Source organism: Pseudomonas sp. RIT411 (assembly GCF_003057735.2).
Taxonomy (GTDB): Bacteria; Pseudomonadota; Gammaproteobacteria; order Pseudomonadales; family Pseudomonadaceae; genus Chryseomonas; species Chryseomonas oryzihabitans.
The window spans coordinates 445,779-459,325 of the sequence record NZ_QBIZ02000001.1 but is presented as its reverse complement, the minus strand read 5'-3'; the positions used below and the strand labels follow the sequence as shown (position 1 = coordinate 459,325).

Below are 13,547 nucleotides of genomic sequence, written 5' to 3'. Positions count from 1 at the left end.
TGGGGAGTGCAGGAATGAGCTTCGACGCCGATGAAGAGATCCTCCAGGATTTCCTGGTAGAGGCCGGCGAGATTCTCGAACAGTTGTCCGAACAATTGGTCGAGCTGGAAAGCCGCCCGGATGACATGGATCTGCTGAACGCCATTTTCCGTGGCTTCCATACCGTAAAGGGCGGTGCCGGTTTCCTGCAGCTCCATACCCTGGTCGAGTGCTGCCATATCGCGGAAAACGTTTTCGACATCCTGCGCAAGGGTGAACGCCGCGTGGATGCCGAACTGATGGATGTGGTGCTGCAGGCACTGGATTCCGTCAACGAGATGTTCGGTCAGGTCCGTGAGCGCGAAGAGCCGACCCCGGCCTCGCCCGAATTGCTGGCGGCCCTGGCCCGCCTGGCCGAGCCCGCCGGCAGTGCGCCGGCGCCGGCTCCGGTTGCGCCCGTGGCTGCTGCTCCGGCAGTGGTCGCGGAACCGGCTCCGGTCGCCGCTGCGGCGGCCGAGCCGGAATTGAGCGATGCCGATTTCCAGAATCTGCTCGATGCCCTGGGCAGCGAGCCGAGCGCGGCAGCGGAAACGCCGGCAGCCGCCGGTGGCGACGACATCACCGATGACGAATTCGAAGCCCTGCTCGACCAGCTGCATGGCAAGGGCAAGTTCCAGGAGGCGCCGGCCGCTGCGCCGGTTGCCGCTGCGGCCCCTGCCGCGGCCGCGCCCGGTGGCGACGACATCACCGACGATGAATTCGAGGCCCTGCTCGACGAATTGCACGGCAAGGGCAAGTTCGTCGCCAACGAAGCCGCGGCACCCGTTGCTGCAGCCCCGGCCGCAGCGGCTCCGGCAGCCGCAGCGAGCGGTGACGAGATCACCGACGACGAATTCGAATCCCTGCTCGACGAATTGCATGGCAAGGGCAAGTTCAGTGGTCCCGCGGCAGCCGCGGAAGCGGTAGCCGCTCCGGTGGCCGCTGCGCCGGCACCGGTGGCCGCACCTCAACCGGCGGCTCCCGCACCGGCGCCGAAGCCGGCGCCAGTGGCCGAGGCCGCGGTGCCCAAGCCGGCAGCCGCCGCGCCTGCCGAGCGTCCCACCAGCGAGGCGGAGACCACCGTGCGGGTCGACACCGCGCGGCTGGACGAGATCATGAACATGGTCGGCGAACTGGTGCTGGTGCGTAACCGCTTGGTACGCCTGGGCCTGAACAGCGGCGACGAAGCCATGGCCAAGGCCGTGTCCAACCTCGACGTGGTCACCGCCGATCTGCAGACCTCGGTCATGAAGACCCGGATGCAGCCGATCAAGAAGGTCTTTGGTCGCTTCCCGCGCCTGGTCCGCGATCTGGCGCGCAGCCTGAAGAAAGAGATCAACCTGGAACTGGTCGGCGAAGAAACCGACCTGGACAAGAACCTGGTCGAGGCCCTGGCCGATCCGCTGGTGCACCTGGTGCGCAACGCGGTCGACCACGGCATCGAAGGACCGGCCGAGCGTGAAGAGAACGGCAAGTCCCGTGCGGGGCGCGTAGTGCTCTCCGCCGAGCAGGAAGGCGACCATATCCTTCTGTCGATCTCCGATGACGGCAAGGGCATGGACGCGGATCTGCTGCGCAACAAGGCCGTGGAAAAAGGTCTGCTCGACCGCGACGCGGCCGATCGCCTGACCGAGACCGAGTGCTTCAACCTGATCTTCGCCCCGGGTTTCTCCACCAAGGCCGAGATCTCCGACATCTCCGGTCGCGGTGTGGGCATGGACGTGGTCAAGACCAAGATCAGCCAGCTCAACGGCACGCTGAACGTCTTCTCGACCAAGGGCCAGGGCTCCAAGATCGTCATCAAGGTCCCCCTGACCCTGGCGATCATGCCGACACTGATGGTGATGCTGGGCAACCAGGCCTTCGCCTTCCCGTTGGTCAACGTCAACGAGATCTTCCACCTCGACCTGTCCCGCACCAACGTGGTGGATGGCCAGGAAGTGGTGGTGGTGCGCGACAAGGCGCTGCCGCTGTTCTACCTCAAGCGCTGGCTGGTGCCCAATGCGGCCCATGTGGAGCAGGGGGAGGGGCATGTGGTGATCCTCTCGGTGGGCACCCAGCGCATCGGCTTCGTGGTCGATCAACTGGTGGGCCAGGAAGAGGTGGTCATCAAGCCACTGGGCAAGATGCTGCAGGGAACGCCCGGCATGTCCGGGGCGACCATCACCGGCGACGGCCGCATCGCGCTCATCCTCGATGTGCCCAGCATGCTCAAACGCTACGCCCGTCGCGGGCTCTGAGTCGGTCGGGTACGAGCGGCGTCGGGCCCATGCCCGGCGCCATCGGGTGGCCTGCGCCGCCCAAGGTTAGGAGTTTCAACGTATGCCGGTAAAAGTACTGGTGGTGGACGATTCCGGCTTCTTCCGGCGTCGGCTCAAGGAGATCCTGGCGGCCGATCCCAACATCTCGGTGGTGGGCACGGCCAGCAACGGGCGCGAAGGGGTCGACCAGGCCCTGGCGCTGCGACCCGATGTCATCACCATGGACTACGAGATGCCGATGATGGACGGCATCACCGCGGTCCGCCACATCATGCAGAAGTGCCCGACCCCGGTGCTGATGTTCTCCTCGCTCACCCATGAAGGCGCCCGGGTCACCCTGGACGCCCTGGATGCCGGCGCGGTCGACTACCTGCCCAAGAATTTCGAGGACATCTCGCGCAATCCGGCCAGCGTGCAGAAGCTGCTGTGCGAGAAGATCCATCATATCGCCCGGTCCAATCGGCGCTTCGCCGTAGCGCCCAGCGTCGCGCCGGCAGCGCCCGCAAGCGCCGCTGCGGCGCCGGCCACGGCTCGCCCGGCAGCGCGTCCGGCTGCGCCTAGCGGCGCTGCAGCGGGTCATGCACCCGCCGCCCCGGCTTCGCCGCCGCCCAAGCGCAAGCACTATCGCCTGGTAGCCATCGGCACTTCCACTGGCGGGCCGGTGGCTCTGCAGCGGGTGCTCACCCAGCTGCCAGCCAACTTCCCGGCGCCTCTGGTGCTGATCCAGCACATGCCTGCCGCCTTCACCAAGGCCTTCGCCGAGCGCCTGGACAAGCTTTGCCGCATCAGCGTCAAGGAAGCCGAGGACGGTGACCAGTTGCGTCCGGGCCTGGCCCTGCTGGCACCGGGTGGCAAGCAGATGATGGTGGATGGCCGCGGCATGGTGAAGATCCTGCCCGGTGACGAACGCCTCAACTACAAGCCCTGCGTCGACGTGACCTTTGGCTCCGCGGCCAAGGCCTATGCCGACAAGGTGCTGGCGGTGGTCCTGACCGGCATGGGCGCCGACGGCCGCGAAGGCGCCCGGATGCTCAAGCAGGTCGGCAGCCAGGTGTGGGCCCAGGACGAAGCCAGTTGCGTCATCTACGGCATGCCCATGGCCATCGCCAAGGCCAATCTGGCCGACGCCATCTATGGCCTGGACGACATCGGCAGACACCTGACCGAGGCCTGTTCGTGACGGCAGGCGTTCTCCGGCCAGAAGGGCATTGAGCGTGGATGTTCTCAGTCTTATCGGCATCCTGCTGGCCTTTACCGCCATCATGGGCGGCAACCTGCTGGAGGGCGGCTCCTTTACCGCCCTGGCCAATGGCCCGGCGGCATTGATCGTGGTCGGCGGCACCCTGGGTGCCGTCCTGCTGCAGACCCGCCTGCCGGTGCTGCGGCGCGCCCTGACCATGCTGGCCTGGATATTCATGCCGCCGCGGCTGGACCTCACCGGCGGTATCCGCAAGGTGGTCAACTGGAGCAACGTGGCGCGCAAGGAAGGTCTTCTGGGGCTCGAGCCCCTGGTCGCCCGCGAAGCCGATCCCTATGCCGCCAAGGGCCTGCAGCTGCTGGTGGATGGCACCGAGCCCGAAGCCCTGCGCAGCATCCTCGAGGTGGACCTCTACGGCCAGGAAGACCGCGACATCGCCGCCGCCAAGGTCTATGAGGCCATGGGCGGCTATGCGCCCACGGTGGGCATCATCGGCGCGGTGATGGGCCTGATCCACGTCATGCAGAATCTTGCCGATCCCTCGCAACTGGGCAGCGGCATCGCCGTGGCCTTCGTGGCCACGATCTATGGTGTCGGCTTCGCCAACCTGCTGTTGCTGCCCGTCGGCAACAAGCTCAAGGCGCTGGCGCAGCAACAGTCCCGCTACCGGGAAATGCTGCTGGAAGGGCTGATGTCCATCGGCGAGGGCGAAAATCCCCGCTCCATCGAAATGAAGCTGCAAGGTTTTCTGGACTAGGAGGACGCCGCATGCCTCGTCGCCGCCGCCGTCCCGAAGAGCACGAGAACCACGAACGCTGGCTGGTCTCCTACGCGGACTTCATCACCCTGCTGTTCGCCTTCTTCGTGGTCATGTATTCCATTTCCTCGCTGAACGAAAGCAAATACAAGGTGCTCTCGGACAGCCTGTCGGGCATCTTCAGCCAGCCGGAGCGTTCGCTCAAACCCATCCCCCTCGGCGACCAGCGTCCCGCCGGCGTGACGCCGACGGTGATGGATGCCAGCGCCGCCCAGCCGGCCAAGGGTACCCCCAGCGATCCGCTGCAGCAGATCGCCGACAGTGTGCGGGCCACCTTCGGCGATCTCATCGCGGGCGATCAGCTGAACATCAAGGCCAGTGAGATGTGGCTGGAAATCGAGCTCAGCTCCAACCTGCTGTTTGCCAGCGGCGATTCCCTGCCGAGCAATCCCGCCTTCGGCCTCATGGAGAAGGTGGCCAAGATTCTGGCACCCTTCAAGAATCCGATTCAGGTCCAGGGCTACACGGACGACCGGCCGATCAGCACGGCGTTGTATCCCACCAACTGGGAGCTGTCGGCAGCCCGGGCCGCCAGTATCGTGCGCCTGCTGATCGGCAATGGTATCGCGCCGCAACGCCTGGCCGTGGTGGGCTATGGCGCCTATCAGCCGGTGGTCGACAACACCAGTGACGTCAACCGCGCCCGCAATCGGCGGGTGGTGCTGCTGATCTCGCGCAATCTCGATCTGTTCCGGCCGCAGAGCACCTTGCAAAATCCGTCGACTGGCACACAATCTGCAGCATCGCCTGGAGAACCGGCGCCCGGAGTGGCGCCTGTCAAATCTTCGTCGCCGGCCCCAACGCCGGCACCTTGACCCGGCTGGTCGTGTCGTCGGGAGGAAGTCTGCACATGAGAGTCTGGGCTGTCGCCAATCAAAAGGGTGGGGTGGGCAAGACCACCACCACCGTTGCCCTCGCCGGGTTGCTCGGCGATGAGGGCAAGCGCGTCCTGCTGGTGGATCTCGATCCCCACGGTTCCCTGACCAGCTATTTCGGTCAGGATCCGGACAGCCTCGAACACAGCGTGTTCGACCTGTTCCAGCACGGGGGTCAGGTTCCGGAAGGGCTGCCGCAGCGGCTGCTGCTGCCCACCAGCCATCCGCAGCTGTCCATGCTGCCATCCAGCACGGCCCTGGCCACCCTGGAGCGGCAGTCGCCTGGCCAGAGCGGCCTGGGGCTGGTGATCTCCAAGAGCCTGGCGCAGCTGTGGAACGACTTCGATCACGTGCTGATCGACAGTCCGCCGCTGCTCGGCGTCCTCATGGTCAATGCCCTGGCGGCCAGCCAGCATCTGGTGATTCCCACCCAGACCGAATTCCTCGCGCTCAAGGGGCTCGAACGCATGGTCAACACCCTGACCATGATCAACCGTTCGCGCAAGCAGGCGCTGCCCTACACCATAGTGCCGACCCTGTTCGACCGCCGCACCCAGGCCTCCATCGGTACGCTCAAGGTCCTGCGCAACACCTATCCGGCCCAGCTGTGGCAGGCCTTCATCCCCATCGATACCCGGCTGCGCGATGCCAGTCGCTCCGGCCAGGTGCCGTCGCGCTACGAGCTGAACAGCCGCGGCGTCATCGCCTATCGGGCGTTGCTGCGGCATCTGCTCGACGGTGCGCCCAGCAGCCAGGTCGCCTGATTCAAGTTTTCCACTCCGCCGGCCGATAGGCTGGACAACTCACTCACGTAGATCGCCATGAGCCAACCGACGTCCCTCGACAATCGTCCTCAGCGTGTCCTCCAGGGCTATCTCGATGCCCTGCTGCTGGACGCGTTCCTGGAACTGCCGACTGCCGAAGCCACGCCTGTCGTGGCGCCGGTGGTGGTGCCGGCCGCGCCGATCGCCAGCGTGAGCGAAGACGAATTCGCCGCCGCGGTACGCGAAGAACTCGAGCGGGATGCCGCACGGCAGCCGCGGGTCGTGCCGCTGGCCGCCCGGCGTCCCGCGGTCGCCCTGGCCGAGCGCGTCCTGCCCGAGGTCCTGCTGCCTGCACCCCAGCCGCTGCTCGCGCCCGAAACCGATATCGAACTGGACTGGCGCGTCCCCGAACTGGCACCGGTCGCCGAGCCGGCCCGTCCGGCGGTGGAAGGCATCGCCGTGGGTACCCCGGTGACGCAGCCGGTGGCAGCGGCTGGCGTACCGCCCAGCGCCGTGCATCTCGACGGTCGCCCGGAGTGGGGTGAAGAGCCCTTCGAATGCCTGCTGTTCGACGTCGCCGGCCTGACCCTGGCCGCGCCCCTGGTGTGCCTGGGTTCCATCTATCCGCTGGCCGACGAAGAGTTGACGCCGCTGTTCGGTCAGCCAGACTGGTTCCTGGGCCTGCTACCCTGCCAGGCAGGTAATCTGCGTGTGCTCGACGCGGCGCGCTGGGTGATGCCCGAGCGTTACCGTGACGACTATCGCGAGGGGCTGAAATTCGTGATATCGCTGCAAGGTCTGGATTGGGGCCTGGCCGTGCACGGCGTCAGCCATTCGGTACGTCTGGATCCCGCCGAGGTCAAATGGCGGAACCAGCGCGCTACCCGGCCGTGGCTGGCCGGTACGGTGATCGATCAGATGTGTGCGCTGCTGGATGTGGCGGCGCTCGCTGAACAGGTGGTGGGTGGCCGTCGCTAGGGCTGCCCGCTGCAACTAACCGGCGGGTTCGCCCGCTTCGCCGCACGTGCGGTATTTGACGAGGCTAGGGAACATGAAAAAAACGTCCGCACAGGGTTCCGAAGATCCGGTCCTGCAATGGGTCACCTTCCGCCTGGATAACGAGACCTACGGCATCAACGTGATGCAGGTCCAGGAAGTCCTGCGCTACACCGAAATCGCTCCGGTCCCGGGTGCGCCGAGCTATGTGCTGGGCATCATCAACTTGCGTGGCAACGTGGTGACGGTGATCGACACCCGTCAGCGCTTCGGTCTGCTGCCCACCGAGGTCACCGACAACACCCGTATCGTCATCATCGAGGCCGACAAGCAGGTCGTTGGCATCCTGGTCGACAGCGTGGCCGAGGTGGTCTACCTGCGGCAGTCGGAGATCGAGACCGCACCGAACGTCGGCAATGACGAATCCGCCAAGTTCATCCAGGGTGTGTGCAACAAGAACGGCGAGCTGCTGATCCTGGTCGAGCTCGACAAGCTGATGACCGAAGAAGAGTGGTCGGAGCTGGAAAGCATCTGATGCTCGTCGGGCTGATCCTGCTCAGCGTCGCCCTGGGGCTGGCCTGTGCCGGCCTCGGCGGTTGCTGCTGGCTGCTCTGGCAACGCCAGCAGCAGCAGGCGGCCAAGCTGGCCGAGCGGGAGGCCCTGGTCGACAAGCGCATGCAGATCCTGCTCAAGCGCCTGGAAACCTACCAGGCCGGGCAGGTACGCATGGGTGAGCAGGTGCAGGGACTGGCCAAGGTGGTGGCGCCCTTGCCGGATCGGTTGACCCAGATCGAGCAGAGCGACCCTACCAGTCTGTCGTTTTCCCAGGCTGCGCGCCTGGTGGGACTGGGCGCCAGCGCCGACGATCTCACCCAGGCCTGTGGTCTGTCCCAGGCCGAAGCCGAGCTGGTGGCCCGGCTGCACCGACAGCGCCAGCAGCGTTCCGGCTAGGAGCCGCTGATGCCGCCTGCGCGGGATCGCCGCCTCAGCTGACGATCCAGCGGTAGAGCGCGATCACCACCAGCACCGCCAGCACTGGCTTGGCGATGCGATAGGCCTTGGGATGGCGCCGCTTGAATTTCTTCACGCCGCCACCGATACGATCCCCGAATCTCTTGCTGAAGGCATAGGCCTGGTTGATGCCGCCGACGCGTTCGCCTTCGACGTTCTGCGGCGCCGTGGCGCTGCCCAGGAAGCGGCTGACCGCCTGGTTGACGCGGGTCAGCAGGCGATTGCGCAGCGGCCGCTCGACGTCGCAGAAGAGGATGACCCGGGTCTGGTCGGTCTCGTTCTTCACCCAGTGCACATAGGTCTCGTCGAACATCACGTCCTCGCCGTCGCGCCAGGCATAGGGCTGGCCGTCGACATAGATGCGGCAGGCATCCGAGTTGGGCGTGGCCAGACCCAGGTGGTAGCGCAGCGAGCCGCCGAAGGGATCGCGATGGGGATTCAGGTGGCTGCCGCCCGGCAGCAGCGCGAACATGGCGCCCTTGACGTTGGGGATCTGCCGCACCAGCTCCACAGTGCGCGGGCAGAGGGTCTGGGCGGAGGGCAGCGGCTCGCCGTACCAGGTCAGGTAGAAGCGCTTCCAGCCCTTTTTGAAGAAGGAGCCGAAGCCGGCGTCATTGTCCTTTTCCGCCGCGCGGATGTAACCCTCGTCGAACAGCCGCAGGGCCTCGACGCGAATCTCCTGCCAGTTGTCCTTGAGCACATCCAGCTCGGGAAAGCGGCTGCGATCCAGATAGGGCTTGGACGGCACGCTGGAGAACAGGTACATCAGGGCGTTGTACGGCGCGAACACCGCCGAGTGGTTGACCAGCTGACGCAGGAAGGGCAGGCGAGCGCGTCCGCGAAGGTGAACGAAGAGCACGCTGGCGACGAAGAGCAGGACGATCGCTAAGGTAATCATGGGCGAATTGTGATCGGCAGCGCCCGAACCAGGGGCGGATAGGTCATGACCGCATTATTTCACCCCAGAGAAAGGCTTGCACTCGGTTCGTCGGCTGCGCAGGATGGACACCCTGGCGCGCGGCCGCTTCCGAGCTGCGCCCCCTTGGATGATCTAGACGAGTCGTATCGATGAGCATGTCCCTACGCGACCAGCTGCTGAAAGCCGGATTGGTCAATGAAAAGCAGGCCAAGCAGGCCGTCAAGCAGAAGCAGAAGCAGAACCGCATGGAGCATCGCGGGCAGGCGGAAAAGGATCGCTCCCAGGAGTTGGCCGTCCAGCAGGCCCAGGCGGAAAAACTGGCCAAGGACCAGGAGCTCAATCGCGCTCAGGAAGAGAAGAAGAAGCGCAAGGCCGAGCAGGCGCAGATCAAGCAGCTGATCGAAACCAGCCGCCTGCCCAAGCTGACCACCGAGGACTACTACAACTTCGTCGACGACAAGAAGGTCAAGCGCCTGTCGGTCAACGTCATGATGAGAGACAAGCTCAGCAAGGGCAGTCTGGCCATCGTGCGCTACGAAGGTCGCTACGAGGTGGTGCCCCGGGCTACCGCCGAACGCATCCAGGAGCGCGATCCCAAGCGGGTGGTGCTGCTCAACGTGCAGAGCGGCGAGCCGGATCCGGACGATCCCTACGCGGCCTACCAGGTGCCGGACGACCTGATGTGGTGAGTGGCCTGGTCAGGCGCTCTGCCTGACCAGCATGTAGATGCGGTAGACGGCGATGCTGGGGATCAGCTGCAGGAAGCCCGACAGGGTCTGCAGCACGATCTCCGGCACCGCGGCCTCGGCGAAATGCCGGGTGATCCAGGCGTCGAGCAGCCAGGCCGGCAGGACCGTGGCCAGGATGCACGCCAGCAGGGTGAAGAAATGCCCGCGGCTCAGCCGGAAGCTGCCGCGCAGGGCGTCCAGCGGCGCCCGTCCCTCCAGGACCAGCAGGTTCTCGGCAAAGGCCAGCTTGGCCATGATCAGAAAGCCCGGCACGATCAACAGCGAAAAGCCCAGCATCACCAGCCCCGAGGTCACGGCTGCGAGGACGGCGAAGCGCGGCCAGAGCAGCAGGGCGGCGCCCCACACGCCGCTCAGGCGCGGGGTGTTGCCCTGGGTGCGCGCCTCCAGAAAGATCAGCAGTGCGGCGGTGTAGAGCGGATAGCAGAGCAGACTGACCAGCATGTCCCACAGGCCGCCGTTGGCGCCGAAGCGCTCCAGCACCTGATAGCGCAGCAGGGCTTCGAGCAGCAGCCAGGGCAGGGTGAGGACGGCCAGGGGGCGCAGATTGCGGGCAAAGAAGGACAGCGAGTCGCGCAGGATATCGACAGGGTTCATGCAACGCTTCCAGACGGGCAGGGGGGCAGTCTAGCAGGGCGACCCGCTCGCTCGCAGGCGTTCGAGCATGGCCGCGGTGGAGGTGACGGTGGCGTACTCGCCGTGCAGGTTGGCCATGGCCATCGCATGGACCTCCTCGGCACTGCGGGGCCGCCCGGCGAAGTCGGTCTTGGCAAAGGTGTAGCAGGCGTCTTCGGCGACCCAGGTGGTGAAGTCCAGATTGCCGGCGCTGCGGGCCGTGGCCTCCACCGAATTCTCGCTGGCCACGCCGCAGATCAGCAGCGACGCGATGCCGCGCTGGTGCAGCCAGCGCTCCAGCCCGCTGTTGGCGAAGGCGTCGGGGACCTGCTTGTCGAACACCGGCTCGCCGGGCAGGGGCGCCAGGGCCGGCTGGAACTCCACGCCGGGCTGCCCTGGCCAGAACACTGAATGCGGATTGCGCGACAGGTGCCGGACATGCAGCAGGGGCGCCCGGGCCTGGCGCCAGGCCGCCAGTAGCTCGGCCAGGCGCTGCTCGGCTTCGGGGTGGTTGCGTGGGCCCAGGTGCGGGGCGCGGATGCCCTGTTGCTGGTCGATCAGGATGAGCAGGGGCGGCATGCGCAGGCCTCGCGGGCAAAGACTCAGACTCCCGCAGCGCCGGCCGGTTGTCCAGTCCTGGACGCCACCCGGAACTCCCTGGCAGGGCCGCTCTTCAGATGGGAAGGGCGCCAGTGGACCTCTGGCTGAACCTGTGCTGAATGCCGTGCGAACGCAACTTGAAAAGCAACCGCTGCGCCTTTATCTGGCATAACAGTGCGCAGCCTTGCGCCTTTCGACATCCAGGCCGTTCCCCGGGGAAGGCCGCCAGTAGACCGTCTGCGGGAGGGTCATCATGCAACGCGAAGAAAGCCAGCTGATCGAAGGTCTGTTCGACCGTCTCAAGACCACGGAAGCCCAGACCGCGCCCCGTGACCGGGAAGCCGAGGCGCTGATCCAGCAGCGCCTGCGCGAGCAGCCCGCGGCGCCCTATTACATGGCCCAGGCGATGCTGATCCAGGAAGCCGCCATCAAGCGGCTGGACCAGCGCGTCCGGGAACTGGAAAGCCAGATGGCCCAGGTCCAGCAGAATCGCCCAAGCAGCGGTGGCTTCCTGTCCAGCCTCTTCGGTGGCGGTAGCAGCCAGCCAGCGGGCGGTCAGGCAGCGGCCAACGCGGCGCCGTCGCGTGGCTGGAATGATCCGGGTCCGGCGGCGTCGCGGCCTGCCAATCCGGGGTATGCCCAGCCTAATCCCGGCTATGCCCAGCCCGCGCCCGGCTATGCCCAGCCCGCGCCCGGCTATGGCGCACCCCAGGCAGCGCCCTCGCGCATGGGCGGTTTCATGGGCGGTGCGCTGCAGACGGCGGCCGGGGTAGCCGGTGGCGTGCTGGCGGCTCAGGCGATTTCGGGCCTGTTTCACCATTCGCAACCCGAGGAGATCGTCAACGTCATCAATGAGACCCCGGCTGCCGACCAGGGCCTGGCCGATGCCGGCTCTCAGGGAGGCTGGGCGGACAACGCCAGCTACGACAATGGCGGCGGATTCCAGGACGCCGGTGGCTATCAGGATAACGGGGGCTTCCAGGACGCTGCCGACTATGGCGATACCGGCGGCGGTGGCGGCTTCTTCGACGACAGTGGCGACGACGACTCCTTCATCTGACGGGGCGTCGCTCCGCCAGCCCTGGTGCCGCGAGGCGCCGGGGCTTTTTTCTGCGTGCCGTCAGCCGGGCAGGAGCGGCAGGGGGCGCTCGAAGGGCGTCGACAGCACAACCACGGTACGGCTCATGCCGAACTGGTTCAGCTGATCGATGAGGCTCTCCAGTTCACCCATGTCGCGTACGGCGACGCGCAGCATCAGGCAGTCTTCACCCGTGACCCGGTGGCAGGCGAGCAGCTGGGGCAGGGCCTCCAGCTTCTTCAATACCGGGCCCTGACTGGTGCTGTGCAGGCGCAGGGAGATCAGGCATTCGGTGCCATAGCCCAGGGCGCGGCGATCGATACGGGCGCCATAGCCGGTGATGATCCCGGCGTCTTCCAGCTCGGCGATGGCTGGCGCGGAGAGTCCCAGCCGGCGACCCAGGTCCGCGTAGCTGGCGCGGCCCTCCACCAGCAGCAGGTCGATGAGACGGCGATCGATATGGTCCATGTCCGTTCCCCTGCCTTCGAATCGAAGGTCCTTGCTCCTAAAGTCTGCTGAATCAAAGCCTGATCGGCCCTTTATCCCCTGACTGTATCTTAGCCGTCCCGGCGTGCGCTCTTACAATGGCTGCCTGACCCCTCAGGAATCCCTCGCGCATGGACACCTCCGCCTCGCCCTGCCTCGCGCCGCGCCTACCCAGCTGGCTGCCCCTGCTGGCGGCCTTTTTCGCGCTCTATGTGGTCTGGGGTTCCACCTATCTGGTGATCCGCATCGGCGTGGCCCATTGGCCACCGCTGCTGATGGCGGGGCTGAGGTTCCTGATCGCCGGAAGCCTGCTGCTGGGCTGGCTGCGCCTGCGCGGGACCCCCTGGCCGACGGCGCGCGAGACCGCCGCGGCCGCGGTGATCGGCATCCTGCTGCTGGGTATCGGCAACGGCGGCGTGACTCTGGCCGAGCACTGGGGCGTGACCTCCGGCATCGCGGCCTTGTCGATCGCCACGGTGCCGCTGTTCACCCTGCTGTTCGGTCTGCTCTGGGGACAGCGCAATACCCTGCTGGAATGGGCCGGCATCGCCCTGGGTCTGGTGGGGATCGCCCTGCTCAACCTGGGCGATACCATGAGCGCCACGCCCCTGGGGGCGGCGGTGATCCTGCTCGCCGCGGCGGCCTGGGCCTTCGGCTCGATCTGGAGTCGCTACCTGCCGTTGCCGCGCGGAGCCATGGCCAGCGCCGTGGAGATGCTGGTGGCCGGTGCGGCGCTGCTCGGCGCCAGCTACCTCAGCGGTGAGCGCCTGCAGCACTGGCCGGCCCTGGGCGGCTGGCTGGCACTGGGCTATCTGGTGGTGTTCGGCTCCCTGATCGCCTTCAGCGCCTATCTCTATCTGCTGGGGCGGGTACGACCGGCGGCCGCTACCAGCTATGCCTACGTCAATCCGGTGGTGGCGGTGCTGCTGGGCACCCTGTTCGTCGGTGAACGGATCGGGCCGGCGGAGATGCTGGCCATGCTGGTCATCGTCGGCGCCGTGGTGCTGATTGGGCTGCCGCAGTGGCGACGGCGCTGAGAGCCTGATCAAAGTCTGCTGCGCGTCGGCCAAACTGCGTTGAAAATGGCCTGGAAGGCCAGCCCCGTCGGAATGCTCATTTACCGCTCGTAAACTCCGCTTCCTCAGCCATTTTCGCCTTGCTTG

15 protein-coding genes are annotated in these 13,547 nt (G+C 66.3%); 11 read left to right on the top strand and 4 right to left on the bottom strand.

What is annotated here, in order from left to right; genetic code table 11:
* The first annotated feature begins 14 nt into the window (after nt 1-14).
* The 8 genes from DBY63_RS02095 to DBY63_RS02060 all read left to right on the top strand — a co-directional run bounded on the left by DBY63_RS02095 (nt 15) and on the right by DBY63_RS02060 (nt 7,880).
* Entirely contained in the window at nt 15-2,258 is a 2,244-nt protein-coding gene (locus tag DBY63_RS02095; RefSeq protein ID WP_027601691.1) for a chemotaxis protein CheA, read from the top strand.
* A gap of 82 nt (nt 2,259-2,340) precedes the next feature.
* Nucleotides 2,341-3,459 carry a chemotaxis response regulator protein-glutamate methylesterase gene (locus DBY63_RS02090; RefSeq protein ID WP_027597966.1) on the top strand — a complete coding sequence of 373 codons (1,119 nt, stop codon included), beginning with the start codon at nt 2,341-2,343 and terminating at the stop codon, nt 3,457-3,459.
* Between the two features lie 34 nt (nt 3,460-3,493).
* Nucleotides 3,494-4,234, top strand: coding sequence for a flagellar motor protein (locus tag DBY63_RS02085; protein ID WP_108581215.1), 741 nt, complete (start codon nt 3,494-3,496; stop codon nt 4,232-4,234).
* A gap of 11 nt (nt 4,235-4,245) precedes the next feature.
* Nucleotides 4,246-5,109, top strand: a complete 864-nt coding sequence (gene motD / locus DBY63_RS02080; protein WP_042133012.1) for a flagellar motor protein MotD — start codon at nt 4,246-4,248, stop codon at nt 5,107-5,109.
* A 35-nt stretch (nt 5,110-5,144) separates the two neighbouring features.
* Complete coding sequence (locus DBY63_RS02075; RefSeq protein ID WP_027597964.1) at nt 5,145-5,933, top strand: ParA family protein; 789 nt, start codon at nt 5,145-5,147, stop codon at nt 5,931-5,933.
* 57 nt (nt 5,934-5,990) lie between these two features.
* Nucleotides 5,991-6,911 carry a chemotaxis protein CheW gene (locus DBY63_RS02070; RefSeq protein ID WP_027601695.1) on the top strand — a complete coding sequence of 307 codons (921 nt, stop codon included), beginning with the start codon at nt 5,991-5,993 and terminating at the stop codon, nt 6,909-6,911.
* 73 nt (nt 6,912-6,984) lie between these two features.
* Nucleotides 6,985-7,464 (top strand): chemotaxis protein CheW, encoded by a 480-nt coding sequence (locus DBY63_RS02065; protein WP_007160357.1) that lies wholly within the window; start codon nt 6,985-6,987, stop codon nt 7,462-7,464.
* On the top strand, nt 7,464-7,880 hold the full coding sequence (locus DBY63_RS02060; RefSeq protein ID WP_007160356.1) for a DUF2802 domain-containing protein: 417 nt from the start codon (nt 7,464-7,466) through the stop codon (nt 7,878-7,880). Before DBY63_RS02065 ends, DBY63_RS02060 begins: the two co-directional genes overlap by 1 nt.
* 34 nt (nt 7,881-7,914) lie before the next feature.
* Here DBY63_RS02060 and DBY63_RS02055 read toward each other — a convergent pair whose 3' ends face one another.
* Nucleotides 7,915-8,838: an aspartyl/asparaginyl beta-hydroxylase domain-containing protein gene (locus DBY63_RS02055; RefSeq protein WP_027597962.1), complete on the bottom strand. Its 924-nt coding sequence runs from the start codon at nt 8,836-8,838 to the stop codon at nt 7,915-7,917.
* A 170-nt stretch (nt 8,839-9,008) separates the two neighbouring features.
* Here DBY63_RS02055 and DBY63_RS02050 point away from each other — a divergent pair, with 170 nt between their 5' ends.
* Nucleotides 9,009-9,548: a DUF2058 domain-containing protein gene (locus tag DBY63_RS02050; RefSeq protein ID WP_007160354.1), complete on the top strand. Its 540-nt coding sequence runs from the start codon at nt 9,009-9,011 to the stop codon at nt 9,546-9,548.
* A gap of 9 nt (nt 9,549-9,557) precedes the next feature.
* Here DBY63_RS02050 and DBY63_RS02045 read toward each other — a convergent pair whose 3' ends face one another.
* The gene (locus tag DBY63_RS02045; RefSeq protein ID WP_027601697.1) at nt 9,558-10,202 is read right to left on the bottom strand and encodes a YciC family protein; all 645 of its coding nucleotides are present in this window, start codon (nt 10,200-10,202) and stop codon (nt 9,558-9,560) included.
* A gap of 30 nt (nt 10,203-10,232) precedes the next feature.
* Complete coding sequence (locus DBY63_RS02040; RefSeq protein ID WP_027601698.1) at nt 10,233-10,799, bottom strand: cysteine hydrolase family protein; 567 nt, start codon at nt 10,797-10,799, stop codon at nt 10,233-10,235.
* 274 nt (nt 10,800-11,073) lie between these two features.
* On the opposite strand from DBY63_RS02040, the gene DBY63_RS02035 reads away from it, so the two are divergent.
* Nucleotides 11,074-11,880 (top strand): DUF2076 domain-containing protein, encoded by an 807-nt coding sequence (locus DBY63_RS02035; RefSeq protein ID WP_108581157.1) that lies wholly within the window; start codon nt 11,074-11,076, stop codon nt 11,878-11,880.
* A 60-nt stretch (nt 11,881-11,940) separates the two neighbouring features.
* On the opposite strand, the gene DBY63_RS02030 is transcribed toward DBY63_RS02035, so the two are convergent.
* Entirely contained in the window at nt 11,941-12,366 is a 426-nt protein-coding gene (locus tag DBY63_RS02030) for an Lrp/AsnC family transcriptional regulator (RefSeq protein WP_108581156.1), read from the bottom strand.
* A gap of 149 nt (nt 12,367-12,515) precedes the next feature.
* Between DBY63_RS02030 and yedA the strand changes: the two genes are divergently transcribed.
* On the top strand, nt 12,516-13,421 hold the full coding sequence (gene yedA, locus DBY63_RS02025; RefSeq protein WP_007160349.1) for a drug/metabolite exporter YedA: 906 nt from the start codon (nt 12,516-12,518) through the stop codon (nt 13,419-13,421).
* The last annotated feature ends 126 nt before the right edge of the window (nt 13,422-13,547 follow it).

Bases quoted from the DNA above. Each gene is read 5' to 3' on its own strand.
- DBY63_RS02070 (WP_027601695.1), top strand. From the start codon at position 5,991: ATGAGCCAACCGACGTCCCTCGACAATCGTCCTCAGCGTGTCCTCCAG.
- DBY63_RS02030 (WP_108581156.1), bottom strand. From the start codon at position 12,366: ATGGACCATATCGATCGCCGTCTCATCGACCTGCTGCTGGTGGAGGGC.
- DBY63_RS02035 (WP_108581157.1), top strand. From the start codon at position 11,074: ATGCAACGCGAAGAAAGCCAGCTGATCGAAGGTCTGTTCGACCGTCTC.
- DBY63_RS02050 (WP_007160354.1), top strand. From the start codon at position 9,009: ATGAGCATGTCCCTACGCGACCAGCTGCTGAAAGCCGGATTGGTCAAT.
- DBY63_RS02055 (WP_027597962.1), bottom strand. From the start codon at position 8,838: ATGATTACCTTAGCGATCGTCCTGCTCTTCGTCGCCAGCGTGCTCTTC.
- motD (WP_042133012.1), top strand. From the start codon at position 4,246: ATGCCTCGTCGCCGCCGCCGTCCCGAAGAGCACGAGAACCACGAACGC.
- DBY63_RS02040 (WP_027601698.1), bottom strand. From the start codon at position 10,799: ATGCCGCCCCTGCTCATCCTGATCGACCAGCAACAGGGCATCCGCGCC.
- DBY63_RS02060 (WP_007160356.1), top strand. From the start codon at position 7,464: ATGCTCGTCGGGCTGATCCTGCTCAGCGTCGCCCTGGGGCTGGCCTGT.
- DBY63_RS02090 (WP_027597966.1), top strand. From the start codon at position 2,341: ATGCCGGTAAAAGTACTGGTGGTGGACGATTCCGGCTTCTTCCGGCGT.
- DBY63_RS02065 (WP_007160357.1), top strand. From the start codon at position 6,985: ATGAAAAAAACGTCCGCACAGGGTTCCGAAGATCCGGTCCTGCAATGG.
- yedA (WP_007160349.1), top strand. From the start codon at position 12,516: ATGGACACCTCCGCCTCGCCCTGCCTCGCGCCGCGCCTACCCAGCTGG.
- DBY63_RS02045 (WP_027601697.1), bottom strand. From the start codon at position 10,202: ATGAACCCTGTCGATATCCTGCGCGACTCGCTGTCCTTCTTTGCCCGC.
- DBY63_RS02095 (WP_027601691.1), top strand. From the start codon at position 15: ATGAGCTTCGACGCCGATGAAGAGATCCTCCAGGATTTCCTGGTAGAG.
- DBY63_RS02075 (WP_027597964.1), top strand. From the start codon at position 5,145: ATGAGAGTCTGGGCTGTCGCCAATCAAAAGGGTGGGGTGGGCAAGACC.